General features: G+C 68.1%; 15 protein-coding genes and 1 tRNA gene. 11 read left to right on the forward strand and 5 right to left on the reverse strand.

Annotated features, from left to right (window positions below):
* Positions 1–780, forward strand: a 780-nt coding sequence (locus VME70_09170) for a hypothetical protein (protein ID HTW20366.1), incomplete at its 5' end; no start/stop codon positions are given.
* Positions 781–855: 75 nt separating this feature from the next.
* Positions 856–928: transfer RNA gene (locus tag VME70_09175), tRNA-Ala, on the forward strand.
* 109 nt (positions 929–1,037) lie between these two features.
* On the opposite strand, the gene VME70_09180 is transcribed toward VME70_09175, so the two are convergent.
* The 4 genes from VME70_09180 to VME70_09195 all read right to left on the reverse strand — a co-directional run bounded on the left by VME70_09180 (position 1,038) and on the right by VME70_09195 (position 5,662).
* Complete coding sequence (locus VME70_09180) at positions 1,038–1,718, reverse strand: hypothetical protein (GenBank protein ID HTW20367.1); 681 nt, start codon at positions 1,716–1,718, stop codon at positions 1,038–1,040.
* A gap of 118 nt (positions 1,719–1,836) precedes the next feature.
* Entirely contained in the window at positions 1,837–2,700 is an 864-nt protein-coding gene (locus tag VME70_09185; GenBank protein HTW20368.1) for a PfkB family carbohydrate kinase, read from the reverse strand.
* Positions 2,700–3,722, reverse strand: a complete 1,023-nt coding sequence (locus VME70_09190) for an SIS domain-containing protein (protein ID HTW20369.1) — start codon at positions 3,720–3,722, stop codon at positions 2,700–2,702. The genes VME70_09185 and VME70_09190 overlap by 1 nt, the downstream gene beginning before the upstream one ends.
* Positions 3,723–3,799: 77 nt before the next feature.
* A complete protein-coding gene (locus VME70_09195; protein HTW20370.1) occupies positions 3,800–5,662 on the reverse strand; it encodes a peptide ABC transporter substrate-binding protein in 1,863 nt (620 codons plus the stop codon).
* Between the two features lie 285 nt (positions 5,663–5,947).
* On the opposite strand from VME70_09195, the gene VME70_09200 reads away from it, so the two are divergent.
* Genes VME70_09200 through VME70_09225 form a run of 6 tightly spaced genes read left to right on the forward strand, consistent with a single transcriptional unit; the run spans position 5,948 to position 12,775 of the window.
* Positions 5,948–7,105: a LacI family DNA-binding transcriptional regulator gene (locus tag VME70_09200; GenBank protein ID HTW20371.1), complete on the forward strand. Its 1,158-nt coding sequence runs from the start codon at positions 5,948–5,950 to the stop codon at positions 7,103–7,105.
* On the forward strand, positions 7,102–8,055 hold the full coding sequence (locus tag VME70_09205) for an ABC transporter permease (GenBank protein ID HTW20372.1): 954 nt from the start codon (positions 7,102–7,104) through the stop codon (positions 8,053–8,055). The genes VME70_09200 and VME70_09205 overlap by 4 nt, the downstream gene beginning before the upstream one ends.
* Positions 8,048–8,947 carry an ABC transporter permease gene (locus tag VME70_09210; GenBank protein HTW20373.1) on the forward strand — a complete coding sequence of 300 codons (900 nt, stop codon included), beginning with the start codon at positions 8,048–8,050 and terminating at the stop codon, positions 8,945–8,947. The genes VME70_09205 and VME70_09210 overlap by 8 nt, the downstream gene beginning before the upstream one ends.
* A 29-nt stretch (positions 8,948–8,976) precedes the next feature.
* Positions 8,977–11,061 (forward strand): ABC transporter ATP-binding protein, encoded by a 2,085-nt coding sequence (locus VME70_09215; GenBank protein HTW20374.1) that lies wholly within the window; start codon positions 8,977–8,979, stop codon positions 11,059–11,061.
* Positions 11,048–12,061, forward strand: a complete 1,014-nt coding sequence (locus tag VME70_09220) for an SIS domain-containing protein (protein ID HTW20375.1) — start codon at positions 11,048–11,050, stop codon at positions 12,059–12,061. Before VME70_09215 ends, VME70_09220 begins: the two co-directional genes overlap by 14 nt.
* Positions 12,062–12,775, forward strand: coding sequence for an HAD family phosphatase (locus VME70_09225; protein ID HTW20376.1), 714 nt, complete (start codon positions 12,062–12,064; stop codon positions 12,773–12,775).
* Positions 12,776–12,786: 11 nt separating this feature from the next.
* Here the strand turns inward: VME70_09225 and VME70_09230 are convergent, their stop codons facing one another.
* Positions 12,787–13,230, reverse strand: coding sequence for an ArsI/CadI family heavy metal resistance metalloenzyme (locus tag VME70_09230; protein ID HTW20377.1), 444 nt, complete (start codon positions 13,228–13,230; stop codon positions 12,787–12,789).
* A 75-nt stretch (positions 13,231–13,305) separates the two neighbouring features.
* On the opposite strand from VME70_09230, the gene VME70_09235 reads away from it, so the two are divergent.
* From VME70_09235 to VME70_09245, 3 genes are read left to right on the forward strand one after another with little or no spacing between them, the layout of a single operon-like run.
* Positions 13,306–13,650: a metalloregulator ArsR/SmtB family transcription factor gene (locus VME70_09235; protein HTW20378.1), complete on the forward strand. Its 345-nt coding sequence runs from the start codon at positions 13,306–13,308 to the stop codon at positions 13,648–13,650.
* The gene (locus VME70_09240; protein ID HTW20379.1) at positions 13,647–14,375 is read left to right on the forward strand and encodes an MIP/aquaporin family protein; all 729 of its coding nucleotides are present in this window, start codon (positions 13,647–13,649) and stop codon (positions 14,373–14,375) included. The genes VME70_09235 and VME70_09240 overlap by 4 nt, the downstream gene beginning before the upstream one ends.
* Entirely contained in the window at positions 14,368–14,817 is a 450-nt protein-coding gene (locus tag VME70_09245; GenBank protein HTW20380.1) for an arsenate reductase ArsC, read from the forward strand. Before VME70_09240 ends, VME70_09245 begins: the two co-directional genes overlap by 8 nt.
* Positions 14,818–14,875 lie beyond the last annotated feature (58 nt).

Below are 14,875 nucleotides of genomic sequence, written 5' to 3' on the forward strand. Positions count from 1 at the left end.
TCGCTGCGTGCCGGTCCGCCGGAGGTCGCCGAGCCCGCTGCGGCGATGCCGGCCGCTGCCCGGCAGGCGCGCGAGCGCGCGATGCCCGCGCGGGAGGGTGTCCGGGAGCGTGCGGCGAAGATCGTTCCCGAGCGGGTCCGAGAGACTGCGGCAGTGCCCCGCACGCGCCCGGCTGAGCTTCAGGAACGCCGCGAGGTGCTCTTCGACCAGACCATGCCCGGCTACGTTGCGTCCGACGATGTCGAACCGACCCGTTACGAGCCGGAACCGATCGAGATGGCCCGGACGGCCGAGCCTGCGCTCGAGCCGCTGTTCGACCAGACCGCGCCGGTCGGGCCGGTCGAACAGCGGGAGACGGCCGCCGCATACGCCGCGCCGGATGAGTTCGTCTTCGACCAGACCGCCGTGTTCGACGACGATCACCCGACCGTCGAGATCGACCGCTACGCCGAGCCCGTCTTCGACCAGACCGCCGAGCCGGTCGAGAGCCGCCGTAGCGCCGAGCCGGCGGACGGCGAGCTGTTCTTCGACCTCGACACGCCACAGGCGCCCGCCGCGCAGGCCGTGACGCCGGAGCCGGAGCCGGGGATCGGTGGTGCCGAGTGGGACCCGGTGCCGGTTCCCCCGCCGACCTACGTCAACAAGCCGACTGCGCCTGCCCGGCGTGCCCGGCCACCGATCTTCGAACCGCTCCTGCCGCCGGCGGAGACGCCCGAGGAACTCGACCCGGTCGACAATCTCGAGGAGATCCTCGACCGCCGCTGGGCCGTCAACGACTGAGCCCTTCGCCCTGCCTGGGCCGGCCGAAAGTTGCCCGAGCGCTCAGAGCCGGTCGGCTAAACTCGTCGGCTACCTGGGGCTGTAGCGCAGCTGGTAGCGCACCTCGTTCGCAACGAGGGGGTCAGGGGTTCGAGTCCCCTCAGCTCCACTTCGCAGCTCCACATGCCGCAGATCTTCGCCTTCGTCACCACCTCGACGGCGGGTCGGGGCGTGTCGGTCGATTTTCCGGTCGTGAAGGCGAAGATCACTGCCTCGCGTCAGGACGGTCGGCCGCCGAGGAAGTCCTCCCAGTCCTGCTGCACCGGACGCCATCGCCGGTCGAACCCGGCAGCTCGCTTGGTGGCGGCTTCGAGGCGATGGCCGTGGTAGTACCTCCGAGCCCAGATCGAGTTCGGCCGTGCCAGTCGTAGCGCTCCGACGGCAGCGATCGGTCCGACGAACAGTCCGAACAGTGCACATCGGTACTTGCCCTTGAGCGCACACACGATCGCCAGCAAGCCGTCCACGACGAGCAGCCCGGAGGCACTCAGCCGGAAGTAGCGCTCGACCTGGTCCGCGTGCTGGACGCCGAACGGGCTGAAGCCGATCAGCTCCAGCGCGAGGCAGGCCGCGGTGAGGGTGACCGCCTCGACGGACAGCTCCCCTTCGCCGGTCCAGTAGACGTCCTGCAGATGCAGGATCAGCGCGAACTCGTCGAGCACGAGCGATACCCCGATCCCGACGACTACGCCTGCGAAGCAGCGCCAGCCGAGGTGATCAGGACCGCCGACGGCCGTGAACGCACCGACGATGAGCAGGATCAGGCCGGGTACGGAGTGATGGATGTGGAGCCCGGTGCCCGTGACCGCGTTGCGGAATGGTCCCCGCCCATCCCGGATCAGGCGCGTGATCGTTCGCGTGGTCACGAAGGTCACGAGATAAGCGAGGAAGCACAACATCAAGGGCAGCTTGCCGGCGGCGATGATGTCGCGGTGCCACCACTGATCCACCGCGCAAGTCTCTCCTAACGCCCCCGCGAGTCAGCGCCGCTCCTGTCGCAAGACATCCCGGACGGCGTCAGCCCTGCCGGCGGGCCTCGTGGTGGTCGTGCGGCCTCGGGATCGAGACCGGGCGCACCGCGGACGCGTCCAGGTCGAAGCCGTAGCCGAAGGCGCCGTAGTCGCTCACCGTGCGCGCCGCAAGCTGCATGCCGGCGGTCAGCGCGTCTTGCGGGGGCTGGCCGGAGACCAGGCCGGCGAGGACGCCGCCGATCAGCGCATCGCCCGCACCGAGGCTGTCGGTCACCGCCGCCGCGTGTGAGGCGGAGCGATATCTGGCGCCGTCGACGACGAGCTGAGCACCACGTGAGCCCTCGGAGACGAGCACTACCGCCGGGCCGAGAGCGGCCATCTCGTCGGCCAGCGCCGTCGCTGCGTCGGCAGACAACCGGCTCGCCGAGAAGCACGCGCACCAGACGTGCCCGATCAACTCGTCGACATATCCGCGCGGCCGTTCGCCGAAGTCGAAGGAGACCTTCGCGCGCGCCGCGATCGCGGCGACCTGCGACTCGAGCATCGAGTTGTCGCCGGTGTGTACGACGGAGAACCCGGCGAGGTAGTCCAGGTCCGAGTCGCTCAGCGTGATCCGCGACACGCCCTCGTCAGCGTTGAGAAACTCCCGGTCACCGTCGACCACGCGCACTTCGCACCACGCCGTGGTTCCCGCAAGCACGCGAAGATGGTCGGTCGCAACCCCTTCGCTGGCGAGTGACTGCCGCAGGATCGCGCCGAAGTCGTCCTGGCCGACCGCCCCGACGTACGCCGAGGGCTCTCCACTGCGGCACGCGGCGACGGCCACGTTGACCGCGTTCCCGCCCGGATACCCCTGACCCGATCCCAGGTAGATGTCGATGACGTTGTCACCGGTGCACGCGATCGACATCAATACTCGACTTTGTGCATGTACCGCCTCGTGTTCAAGTCGTGTCCGGTCACTGCCTCGAAGTGCTGCGCGATGCGCGATGCCAGCGCACCCAGCACCAGCGAACCGACCTCGCCGCGGTGGGCTTCCGGGATGCCCGGAAGCGCCAAGTCGGCGAGGTCCACTGTCCAGGTACGGCGGGCATACGTCTCGAGGAACGTGCGAGCCCGTTCAGCGATCGGGCGCGAGTGATCCTGACCCATGAACAGGATGACCTCGCTCTGGTCCGTGACCACCTCGAACGCGCCGTGGAAGAACTCGTTGGCGTTGAACGCGCCGGAATGCAGCCACTGCATCTCCTGCAAATAGCACATCGACAGGCAGCGTGCCACGTCTTCGGCCGGTCCGGCGCCGAGCACGTAGATCACCGGCTCGTTCGCGAGCGAGGTCGCGAGCTCCGAGAAGTAGCCGTCGCAGGTCGCGATCGCGTCGAGGATCGCGCCGCCGAGGCCCGAGTAGGCATCAAGGGCGGCGTCGTGTTCGCTTTGGGTTTCGTCGCCGCCGGCGAGTAGGGCGGCGTGACCGATCTGGGCCAGGTAGATCTGCTTGGGCTCCCACACCGTGTGCTTGCTGCCGTAGGTGAAGGCGTGGTCGGCACCGGTCGCGAGCGGGCTGTTCGCGTCGCGCGTGATGGCGAGCACGGCTCGCGCCTTGTGGTCGCGCGCGACCTCGATCGCTTTGACGGTCTCCAGCGTGGTCCCGGTGTGCGATCCGACGACGACCAAGGAGTCCGGTCCGAGCCTGGCCGGCGGTCCGTACACGAACTCGCCGGCTTCGACCCGGGATCCGACGACCGCTCGACCGCGGGCCGCCATGATGTCGCCCACCGGCGCGCTGGCGTAGAGCGAGCCGCCGCAGCCGACGAAGTACACAGTCTCTAGCTCGCTCGCCAGCTCGGCCATGACCGCGCCCACCTGAGCTCGTTGCGCGAGCGCGTGGTTGATGGTCGATTCCAGGTCGTCGGCAACGTCTTTCACGGGCACGGTTCGCTCCAGTCAACGGGTCGATCGATGGAAAAGCGGGGAGCGTCGCGACCCACCGACGCTCCCCGCACGATGTGCTACTTGCTCAGCGACCAGTACTCCGGCGTGATCCAGTAGCCGACGTTCTGCGGGGTGGTCCCCGACAGGCTCGTCTTGATCGCCGAGAACTGGTAGGGCTGCAGCGGCAGCCACCACACCGGGTTGTTGGTGTTCAGGAACTTCTCGTACGAGTACAGCGCCTGGATGTTGTCCGACGTCTCAGCCGCGGACATCAGGCCGTCCAGCTTGTGCGAGCAGTACCCGCCGATGTACGGACCGCCGCAGCCGAAGATCACGTTGCCGACCGGGTAGTCGATCGGGACGCCGTACTGCCAGCCGCCGAGGAAGTAGTAGTCGACGTCCCAGTTACACGGGCTGCCCTTCTTGCAGACCGTGTCGGAGAACGTCACCGAGTCGGGGACCGGCTGCTGGCTGATGTTGATACCGGCCTTCTTGGCGTCGCTCGCCAAGAGCTGCACCTCGATGGCGTCCTGGCTCACTCCGGTCGGGTAGGTGAACTTGAAAGCCAGCTTCTGGCCCGGCTTGATGCCCGCGCCGCACTGGCCGGCGCCCGTGCCCGGCTTGGCACACGTGTCGGTGCCGCCTGGCACGACGTTCCAGCCGTGCGACTTCAGCAGGTTGATCGCTGCCGACGTGCTGTACGGGTAGGCGTTGCCGTTCGCTGCCGGGTCCGCCAACGGGGTGCCGTTGACCGAGGGCTGCGGCTGGTACTGCGGCACCGCACCGTAGGTCGCGACGCCGGCACCGTGCAGCGCCGCCGTGATCATGCTGTTCTGATCCGTCAGGTGCTGGATCGCCTGGCGGATATACAGCTGCGAGAACAGCGGGCCGGTCGTCGGGTTGGTGTAGTTGAAGGAGGCGTAGTTCATCCCGGCCTGGGCCCACGGCACGATCGAGTAGCCGAGGTCCTTCACCCGGGAGTCGGAAGCGAGGTCGTTGAACGGTACATAGCCGTAGTCGATGTTGCCGCTCAGCAGCTGGTTGTACTCCGCCGCATCGCTGGTGAAGTTCAGGAACTGGACCGCAGAGATCTTCGGCTTGTCGGGCCCCGAGTACTTCGCGTTGGCTGCCAGCGTGACCTGGCTGTTCGCGTCATAGCTCTTGAGGTGGAACGGTCCGTCGACCACCTGCCACAGCGGGTTGTTCGTGTACGTCGACAGTTTCCCGGCCTGGCTGTTCAGGTAGGAGTAGACCGCCTTCGCGCCCGCCGTCGTACGGTCGTAGTTGCCGATCTTGCCGCTGGCCGAGGTCTTGTCCCAGACATGCTGCGGCATCGGGAAGATCAGGCACAGCTGGTTCAGCAGCAGCCAGTTCCGGCTGTACTTCTGCTTGAACGTGATCGAGAACTTCGTCGGGCTCTGGTAGGTGATGTTCGAGATGTTGTCCGGGAAGTAGCCGGGGACGTAGTTCGCGTAGTTGGACTTGTTCGCCTTCAGCAGGTTCATCCAGAACTCGACGTCGCGCGTCGTGATCGGCTGGCCGTCGGACCACTTCCAGTTCTTCATCGTGATCGTCGCGGTCTTGCCACCGTTGGACATCACCGGCGGGTTGGCCAGGCTCAGCGCCGGGTTGAAGGTCATGCCGCCCGAGGTGTCGCCGAACCAGTAGAGCGGTCGCCACATCTGCTCGACGAACCAGAAGATCTCCTGGGTCGTGTCGTCGGAGGCGGGGAACATCGGGAAGATGTCCACCGGCTCGGTGCCGGGCGGGTAGGCCATGGTGACGGTGCCGCCGGTGGCCGTGCCGCCGCCGGAGGGCGACGACGACGAAGACGAGGACGACGAGGGAGGGTTCGAGGAGCTCGAGCAGGCGGTGATTGCCAGCCCTGCCAGGAGGGCGAGAACGCTGACCCTCGCAGTCAGACCAAGCCGTAGCGACATGGCGTGCTCCAATCCACGTGTGGCGCCGCGATGTGAGAGAACGCTCTCTCAAATCCGATGCTCTGATCACGGCAGAACGGGCTGCCTCCCGTCAAGAGCCGAGCTCGGGTCGATAACAAATCGTTACCAACAGCCGGCGGGCGGGCGCACTGGACGCGAACTTCAGGCCAAATCTCGTGCCGTAGCAGGAGATTCCGGACAGGTCGCTCGGCGAAGCAGGGTAGTGGCGCTCCGGGATCACTGATCCGGCTGGCGTGGCCGGGGGACCGCGGGTATGGTGCCGACGTGCGAGAGCGCTCGCAAGCCACACCCGGCCGGCCGACCGTTGACGACGTAGCGGCGGCGGCCGGGGTGTCGCGGGCGACCGCGGCGCGAGTGCTCGGCGGGTACGGCCGCGTGAGCCAGGCCACGAGGAGCCGGGTTCGCCAGCATGCCGAGGCGCTCGGCTACACCCCGAACCGGCTGGCCCAGGGGATGGTCACCGGCCGCACCCAGACCTTGGGCTTCGTGAGTGCGGACATGCAGAACCCGTTCTTCGGGCAGACGATGCGCGGGTTCACCGACTTCGCCCGCAGCAAGGGGTACGACGTCGTCGTCGCCAACAGCGAGGAGGATCCGCAGCTCGAGCGGCGCGCGGTGCAGACCCTGCTCGAGCGCCGGGTGGACGGGATGGTGGTTGCGCCCACCGAGCTGCGCCAAGCGGCCCACCTGGACGACGTGGTCGCCAGCAGCGTGCCGATCGTGCTGGTCGACCGATCGGTGCGGGGTCTCGCCGCCGACTGCGTCCTGATCGACAACGTCAGCGCGGCACGGGACGCCGTGAAGCATCTGATCGAGCGCGGCCATCGCCGGATCGGCGTGGCGACGACCCACCTGCTCAGCGACGACCTGATCGCCGAGCTCGACGAGGCCGCACTAGACGCCCGGCACGCCCAGACGACGGTCGCGCGGGCGGTGGGCTATGTCCGCGCGATGCGCGCCGCCGCCTTGCCGGTCGTGCCCGAGCTGATTGCGAACGCGACGTACAACCGGCCGGACGCCTACCGCGCGGTCCGCGCACTGCTCGCCTTGCCCAAGCCGCCGACCGCGGTGCTCGCCGTCGACGACCTCCTCACTCTCGCGGCGTTCGAAGCCGTGCAGGACTCCGGTCTGCGCTTCCCTGGCGAGTGCACCGTGCTCGGGTTCGACGACCTCGACTGGACGACGATCGTGCGGCCGCGCCTCACCGTGGTCGCACAGCCGGCGTATGACATCGGGGCGACCGCGGCGCGCCGCCTCCTCGCCCGGATCGACGGTGACACCTCGCCCGCGCAGACGCTGCTCCTCGAAGCAAAGCTGGTCGAGCGCGAGTCGACCGCGCAAGCGCCGGTGAAGGCCGGGCGCGGCCGCCGGCCGGCTGCTGCACCGCACCGCAAGCGGACCGAGGACCTGGAGCCCGCATGATCCGCTTCCTCGTCAATCGGCTCATCCAGATGGTGTTCGTCGTACTCGGCGTGACACTGATCGCCTTCGTGCTGCAGAACCTGATCGCGACCGGCCCTTCGCTGGCGCGCGCGATCATCGGGCCGCGCGCGACCAACGCCCAGATCCAGGGCTTCATCGACCAGTACGGCTTGAACCATCCGATCGTGGTGCAGTACGTGCACTACCTCGGTCAGCTCGTGCGCGGCAACCTCGGCTACTCGTACAAGCTGAACGAACCGGTGCGCACGATCATCGCCAACGAGTTCCCCAAAGACGTGCTGCTGGTCGGCACCGCGCTCGTCCTGTCGCTGATCATTGCGGTGCCGCTCGGTATCTGGCAGGCGGTGCGGCGCAACAAGCTGGTCGACCACAGCGTCACCGCCGTGTCGTTCCTGCTCTACTCGATGCCGTCGTACTGGCTGTCGCTGCTGCTGATCGCCGTGTTCGCGGTCACCTGGCGGCTGTTGCCATCCGAGGCGCCACAGGGCAGGACCGTCGTGGCGATGATCGAGCATCCCGATGGCATCGTGCTGCCGATCCTGTCCCTGACGCTGATCAACCTGGCGCTCTTCAGCCGTTACATGCGCTCCGCCGCGATCGAGACGCTGGCGCAGGACTACATCCGTACGGCGACCGCGAAGGGTTCGTCGATGTTCCGGCTGCTGCGCCGGCACCTGCTGCGGAACTCGCTGGCCTCCGTCACCACGATCGTCGGGCTCTCGCTGCCGGGCATCCTGACGGCCGGAGTCGTGGTCGAGAACGTCTTCAACGTTCAGGGCGTCGGGCTGTCCTTCTTCACGGCGGCATCGACGTCGGACTATCCGGTCGAGCTCGGCATCACCGTTCTTGTCGGGCTCGTCACGGTCATCGGAAACTTGCTCGCCGACATCATGTACGCCGTCCTGGACCCGCGGGTTCGCTATGACTGAGGCGACCCTTCACCCCGAGCTCGACGCGGGTGAGCTGGTCGAGACCCCGAACCCGTGGGCGCTGATCGGCAGGTCGTTCGTAGAGAACAAGCTGGCCCTCGTGGGCGTGCTTCTCGTCCTGCTCATCGTCGGCTTTTGCTTCATCGGCCCGCACCTTTACCACACAAACCAGACCCAGCCGAACCTGGTGCAGCTCAACCAGTCGCCGTCGGCGAAGCATCCCCTCGGCACCGACTACGTCGGGTTCGACATCCTCGGCCGGCTGATGGTGGCCGGCCAGAGCTCGATCGAGATCGGGCTTGCGGTCGCCGTCCTCGCAACCTCGTTCGGTGTGTTGTGGGGGGCGGTCAGCGGATACTTCGGCGGTGCGCTCGACTCGATCATGATGCGGGTCGTCGACATCTTCCTCGCGATCCCGGCGCTGTTCATCTTCATCTATCTCGCCACTGTGTTCCGGCCGACGGTCGGGCTGTTGATCCTGGTCGTGTCGGCCCTGTCGTGGGTCGGGCCGGCCCGGCTGGTGCGAGGCGAGACGCTCTCGCTGCGGGTCCGCGAATACGTCCAAGCGGTTCGCGTCATGGGCGGGTCCTCGACGCGGATGATCTTCCGGCACGTCGTACCGAACACTGTCTCCACGATCGTGGTGAACGCGACCTTCCAGGTCGCCGATGCGGTGCTGATCCTCGCGACCTTGAGCTTTCTCGGCTTCGGCCTGCCGCCTCCGGCCGCGACGTGGGGCGGCATGCTCACCAACGGTACGAACTACCTGTACGACGGTTACTGGTGGGAGATCTATCCGGCCGGCGTGATCATCGTGCTCACCGTGGTGGCGTTCAACTTCATCGGGGACGGTCTGCGTGACGCCCTCGAGGTCCGGCTTCAGCGGCGCTGAGGCGTCGACGACAACGCGAGCGAGAGGGTATGCCAGCAGTTCTCGAGGTGGACGACCTGCACGTCAACATCCGGCAGCGGCGTTCGGTCGTGCACGCCGTCGACGGGGTGTCGTTCACGGTGGGTCGTTCGGAGATCGTCGGCCTGGTCGGGGAGTCCGGGTGCGGCAAGACCATGAGCGGGCTCGCCGCGATGCGCCTGCTGCCCAACGGCGGACATATCGACGCCGGATCGGTGCGCATCGGCGACACCGACGTGCTCCGGCTCACCGAGCGGCAGATGCGATCGGTGCGCGGGGACCAGATCGCGATGATCTTCCAGGACCCCATGACCAGCCTCAACCCGACGATGACGATCGGAAACCAGATCGCCGAGGCCGTGCTCCTGCATCGGAAGGCGACGAAGGCGGAGGCGACCGAGCGGGCGACCGAGGTGCTGGAGCTGGTCGGCATGCCGCGGGCGGCGGAGCGGCTCGGGCAGTTCCCGCATCAGCTCTCGGGCGGCCTGCGCCAGCGCGCGATGATCGCCATGGCACTCGCCTGCGACCCGCAGATCCTGATCGCCGACGAGCCGACGACGGCGCTCGACGTCACCATCCAGGCGCAGATCCTCGCGCTGCTCCAGAAGCTGAAGTCCGATCTCGGCATGGGCATCCTGCTGGTCACCCACGACATGGGTGTGATCGCGGCACACGCCGACCGCGTGCTGGTGATGTACGCCGGGCGGATCGTCGAAGAGGCCGAGACGGTCGCGCTCTTCGACCAGCCCCGGCACCCTTACACGAAGGCACTGCTGCGCTCGATCCCCCAGCCGGACCGCCCGGCGCAGGGTCTGCTCTACAGCATCCCGGGCACCCCGCCGAACCTCGCGGCCGAGCTGACCGGGTGCCGGTTCCGCCCGCGTTGCCCGAACGCGCTTCCCGAGTGCGCCGTGACCGACCCACCGCTGGTCGACGACGGCGACGGCGACGGCCATCTGTTCGCGTGCATCAACCCGGAGCCGACCGAGCGGCCGACGGCCGGGGCGATGGCGTCACCCGCGGCCGCGGCGGACCAGGCGCCGACATCCGGCGTCGAGCCCCTGCTTCGGGTCGAAGACGTGGTGAAGGAGTTTCGCGTCAAGCGTGGCCTGTTCAGCCGCAAGGCACGGACCGCGCACGCCGTCTCCGGGGTGAGCTTCGACATCTACCCGGGGGAGACCTTCGGCCTGGTCGGCGAGTCCGGTTGCGGGAAGAGCACGGTGAGCCGGCTGATCGTCGGCCTGGAGCGGCCGACGTCGGGGACCATCACGTTCCACGGGCTCGACGCTGGCGTGCTCGGAGCTACCGGGCCGCTGGCGCGGCGACGAGCGGGTGCGGCCGAGCTCCGGCGAGATCTCCAGATGATGTTCCAGGATCCGTACTCCTCGCTCGACCCACGCATGCGGGTCGGCGGGATCGTGCGCGAGCCGCTGGTGATCCAGTCGGTCGGCAGCTCGCACGAACGAACGCAGAAGGTCATCGAACAGCTGCGGGAGGTCGGCCTGCCGAGCCGTGCGGTCGAGCTCTACCCGCACGAGTTCTCCGGCGGTCAGCGGCAGCGGGTCGGTCTGGCCCGGGCATTGATTCTCGAGCCGCGTCTGCTGATCGCCGACGAGCCGGTGTCGGCGCTGGACGTATCCATCCGGGCGCAGATCCTGAACCTGATGCAGACCCTGCGGCTCGAGCACGGCCTGACCTACCTGCTGATCTCGCACGATCTCGGCGTCATCCGGCAGATGGCCAACCGGATCGGCGTGATGTATCTCGGCAAGATGGTCGAGATCGGGCCGGCCGAGAGCGTCTACACCGGACCGGCGCATCCCTACACCGCCGGGCTGATCGAGACCGCCGCGGTCGCTGACCCGCGCCGGGAGCGCGCTCGGACGCGAGTGCCGGTAACCGGTGAGCTGCCTTCGGTCTTCGATCCGCCCTCGGGCTGCCGGTTCCGTACCCGGTGCCCGTTCGCGCAGGAGCGCTGCGCGGTCGAGGAGCCGGCCATGCGGCGGTTCGCCGACGGTCACCTCGCGGCCTGTCATTTTCCGCTGCGCGAGCCGGTCGGCGCCGCGGACGGAGAGGCGTCCGATGTTCAACTTTGACCCCGAGCGCTACCTCGCCATCCAGACCGGCGCGGTGCGGGTCGCGCAGGACGTGGGATCGGTCGTAGCGGACCGGCTCGATGCCGGGTGTGACTCCGTCATCTTCGCCGGATCAGGCGGCGCGGGCCTGTTGATGGAGCATGCCGCGGGCGTGATCGCGGAGCGGTCCCGGATCGACGTACGGGTGATCCGCCCGGCCGAGCTGATGACCCTGGGTAGCCCGGTGCTCGGGCCGTCCTCACTCGTCGTCGTGCCGTCGCGGTCGGGCACCACGCGCGAGAGCATCGAGGTCGTCGACTACGCGCATGCGGCGGGCGCCTTCGTGCTCGGCCTCGTTGCCAATGAGGGCACTCCGGTTGCGGACTCGGCGGACCGTGCGTTCATCAACTTCGCCGAGGACGACACCTCCTGCGAGTCGTTCTATCTCCAGTCATTGGGCGTGGCGCTGTCGTTGCTCGCCCACCGTGGTGACTGGCCGGATGCCCGGACGGTGCTGGCCGATCTTGCGGCCCTGCCCGACGTGCTGCTCGCGATCAAAGCCGCGGCCGAGGGACGAGCCGAACAGGTCGCGCGGCACCTGGCAGCATCGCCGTACCACATCATCACGGGTGCGGGCAGCAGCTGGCCGGAGGCCCACTACTACGCGATGTGCATCCTCGAAGAGATGCAGTGGATCACGACCAGACCGGTGCATGCGGCTGACTTCTTCCACGGCACGCTCGAGCTCGTCGATGCGGATGCGAGCGTCGTGCTGATGAGCAACGAGGACCCGACCCGTCCGTTGCTGGATCGGGTCGAGGCGTTCGTGCGCCGCTACACCGAGCATGTGCTGGTGCTGGACCCGGCGTCATACGAGACGGACGGGCTGTCGGGCGCGACCCGGTCGCTGATCAGCCCGGTCATCTTGGCCTGCGTGCTCGAACGCGTGGACGCTTATCTCGAACACATCCGCGAGCATCCGCTGACGACGCGGCGCTACTACAACACGGTCAGCTACTGAGTGGGCGAGCTCGTACCGGTGCAGCGGCAGCTCGACGGCGCAGGCTCGTTCTGCGCAGTGATTCTGGACATGGACGGGCTCATGCTCGACACCGAGATCGTCGAGTTCCGTGCCTGGCGCCGCGCGGCACAGGACTTCGGCTGGTCGCTGGAAGCCGAGGACTACCTTCAGCTGATCGGGAAGACCGATCGGGAGTCGACGGCGATTCTCGCCGGATGGTGGGCGGCGCGGCCTGGCGAGCGCGGCGACCTCGACGCAGTCAGGGAACGGGCCGAGCAGTACGGCGGTTCCGAGCCGGCGGTCAAGGACGGCCTGCGCGAGCTCCTCGACTGGGCGAGCCGTGAAGGCGTTCCACTCGCCGTCGGCAGCTCGAGCACGAGAAACACGATCGTCGCGCGACTTGCGTCTGCACGATTGGCGGATGCCGTGCAGGCGATCGCCGGCGGTGACGAGGTCGTCAACGGAAAGCCGGCGCCCGACGTCTTCCTGCTCGCGGCCGAGCGGCTCGGCTGCGAGCCTCGATCCTGTGTGGTGGTCGAGGACTCGGATCACGGCATCAACGCAGCAGCGGCGGCCGGGATGACGTCGTTCCTAGTGCCGGACTCGTCGATCCCACGCACAATTCCGCCGGACATCCGCGCCAAGGCCTACCGGACCTGCGAGTCGCTACGCGACGTCCTCGCCATCCTCGAGGCAGCCACACCCTCGCGCTGATCGGGCAGTGCCTAGCAGCACCCGACGTCTTCGCCGCAACCGCTCGTGCAGCAGCTCGCCGGGTCGCCCGCCCCGACGCCGGTCTCCTCGCCTGCGTCGGCGAGTACGACGTAGTGCTCCCATTGCTCGCCGTCCGGAGCGCCGACCCAGAACTTGTCCTGCACGGCGTAGCAACAGGTCGTCGTTTGTGTCTCACCGGTCGCGATGCCCGCGGCCGCAAGTCTGGCCTGATGAGCCGCGACGTCAACGGTCGCATCCACCTCGACGCCCAGGTGGTTCAGGTGTCCGGCCGCGCCGGGGTTCTCGATCAGCACCAGCTTGAGCGGTGGCTCGCTAACCGCGAAGTTCGCGTAGCCGGGTCGTCGCTTCGCGGGCTCGGTGCCGAAGAGCTTGCGGTAGAAGTCGACCGCTCGATCGACATCGTCGACGTTGAGGGCGAGCTGCACTCGCGACATTGCGTCTCCCTTGTTCGCGGGTTGGCTGGCGCTTCGACCTTGCGCCATTGCATCGACACCTGTCAATATAGATGAATGTCGAAACAAGCGACCGATGTCTTGGGATGCTGCGCGCCGATCGGCGCGGATCCGATCAGCGCGGAGCAGGCCGAGACCGTGGTGGCGCTGCTGAAGGCTCTCGCGGACCCGACCCGGCTTCGCCTGATGTCGCTCATCGCCGCTTCGGACGAGGCCTGCGTGTGCGACCTCAACACCACCTTCGACGTCTCTCAGCCGACGATCTCCCACCACCTCCGGGTGCTTCGGGAGGCAGGTCTGGTCGAGTCGGAACGGCGCGGCACCTGGGTTTGGTATCGCGCCCGCCGCGATGCTCTCGCCGCTGTCGGCGGGCTGTTCGCCGAGCGCCTGGTTCCGGCATGAGTCCGCTCGCCCGACGGTGCTTTGCCGAGTTCCTCGGCACCGGGTTGCTGGTCACGGTCGTGGTCGGGTCGGGCATCGCGGCGCAGGCGCTCAGCATCGACGCCGGCCTGCGGCTGTTGGAGAATGCCGCGGCGACCGCAGCCGGGCTGGCTGTGCTCATCGTGATCCTCGGCCCGGTCAGCGGGGCGCACTTCAACCCGGTCGTCTCACTCGCGGACCACTACCTGGGTCGGCGTACGAGGACGGGTCTGTCGGGACGCACGCTCGGCGCGTACGTGCTCTGCCAGACCGTCGGTGCGATCGGCGGTGCCGTCCTGGCCGACGCGATGTTCGCCAAGGCACCCGTCGCCTGGTCGCAGCACCGTCGCAGCAGTCCGCACCTGCTGCTCGGCGAAGTGGTTGCGACCGCGGGGCTCGTGCTTGTCATCTTCGCTCTGGCCGGTGCTAAGCGCACGAGTCAGGCTCCATGGGCGGTGGGTGCGTACATCGGCGGGGCGTACTTCTTCACGTCCTCGACATCGTTCGCCAACCCGGCCGTCACCGTGGGCCGGGCGTTCAGCAACACCTTCGCCGGGATCGCACCCGTCTCGGTGCCGGGCTTCGTGCTGGCCGAGCTCGCCGGAGCCGTCGTGGGGCTCGGTCTGCTGGCCCTGCTGTACCCGGCGGCGGGCGTGGCTGCGGACGACGTCGTCGTTCCGCAGGTAGGGACGAGCGCCCGTGCCTGACGGCCCGCAGGTGCTCTTCGTCTGCGTCCACAACGCCGGCCGGTCGCAGATGGCCGCAGCGTTGATGCAGCGGTACGCCGGCGGTCGGATCGCGGTCCGCAGCGCCGGATCGACACCGGCCGAGTCGCTGAACCCGGCGGTGGTCGACGTGATGCGTGAGATCGGGATCGACCTGGCCGGCGAGCGCCCGAGTCTGCTCACCACCGAGGAGGTCGAGGCTTCGGACGTGGTCGTCACCATGAGCTGCGGCGACAGCTGCCCGGTCTTCCCCGGCAAGCGCTACGTCGACTGGCAGCTTCGCGACCCGGCCGGCCTGTCGGTCGCGCAAGTGCGGCCGATCCGCGACGAGATCGACCGCTTGGTGCATCAGCTGGTCGACGAGCTGCTCCCCAAAGCCCCGCTGAACGTCAAGATCACGAACCGCGCCGCGGGGCATCCGTGAGGGAGCCGCCGCCGTCGCTGCACTCGTCGGTGTGATCAGGTTGAGGAAGCAATCGCGG

This window comes from Mycobacteriales bacterium (genome assembly GCA_035504215.1).
Classification (GTDB): domain Bacteria; phylum Actinomycetota; class Actinomycetes; order JAFAQI01; family JAFAQI01; genus DATAUK01.

Excerpts from the sequence above, each read along its gene's own strand:
- VME70_09180 (HTW20367.1), bottom strand. The coding sequence starts at position 1,718 with ATGTTGTGCTTCCTCGCTTATCTCGTGACCTTCGTGACCACGCGAACG.
- VME70_09185 (HTW20368.1), bottom strand. The coding sequence starts at position 2,700 with ATGTCGATCGCGTGCACCGGTGACAACGTCATCGACATCTACCTGGGA.
- VME70_09195 (HTW20370.1), bottom strand. The coding sequence starts at position 5,662 with ATGTCGCTACGGCTTGGTCTGACTGCGAGGGTCAGCGTTCTCGCCCTC.
- VME70_09205 (HTW20372.1), top strand. The coding sequence starts at position 7,102 with ATGATCCGCTTCCTCGTCAATCGGCTCATCCAGATGGTGTTCGTCGTA.
- VME70_09210 (HTW20373.1), top strand. The coding sequence starts at position 8,048 with ATGACTGAGGCGACCCTTCACCCCGAGCTCGACGCGGGTGAGCTGGTC.
- VME70_09215 (HTW20374.1), top strand. The coding sequence starts at position 8,977 with ATGCCAGCAGTTCTCGAGGTGGACGACCTGCACGTCAACATCCGGCAG.
- VME70_09220 (HTW20375.1), top strand. The coding sequence starts at position 11,048 with ATGTTCAACTTTGACCCCGAGCGCTACCTCGCCATCCAGACCGGCGCG.
- VME70_09230 (HTW20377.1), bottom strand. The coding sequence starts at position 13,230 with ATGTCGCGAGTGCAGCTCGCCCTCAACGTCGACGATGTCGATCGAGCG.
- VME70_09235 (HTW20378.1), top strand. The coding sequence starts at position 13,306 with ATGTCGAAACAAGCGACCGATGTCTTGGGATGCTGCGCGCCGATCGGC.
- VME70_09240 (HTW20379.1), top strand. The coding sequence starts at position 13,647 with ATGAGTCCGCTCGCCCGACGGTGCTTTGCCGAGTTCCTCGGCACCGGG.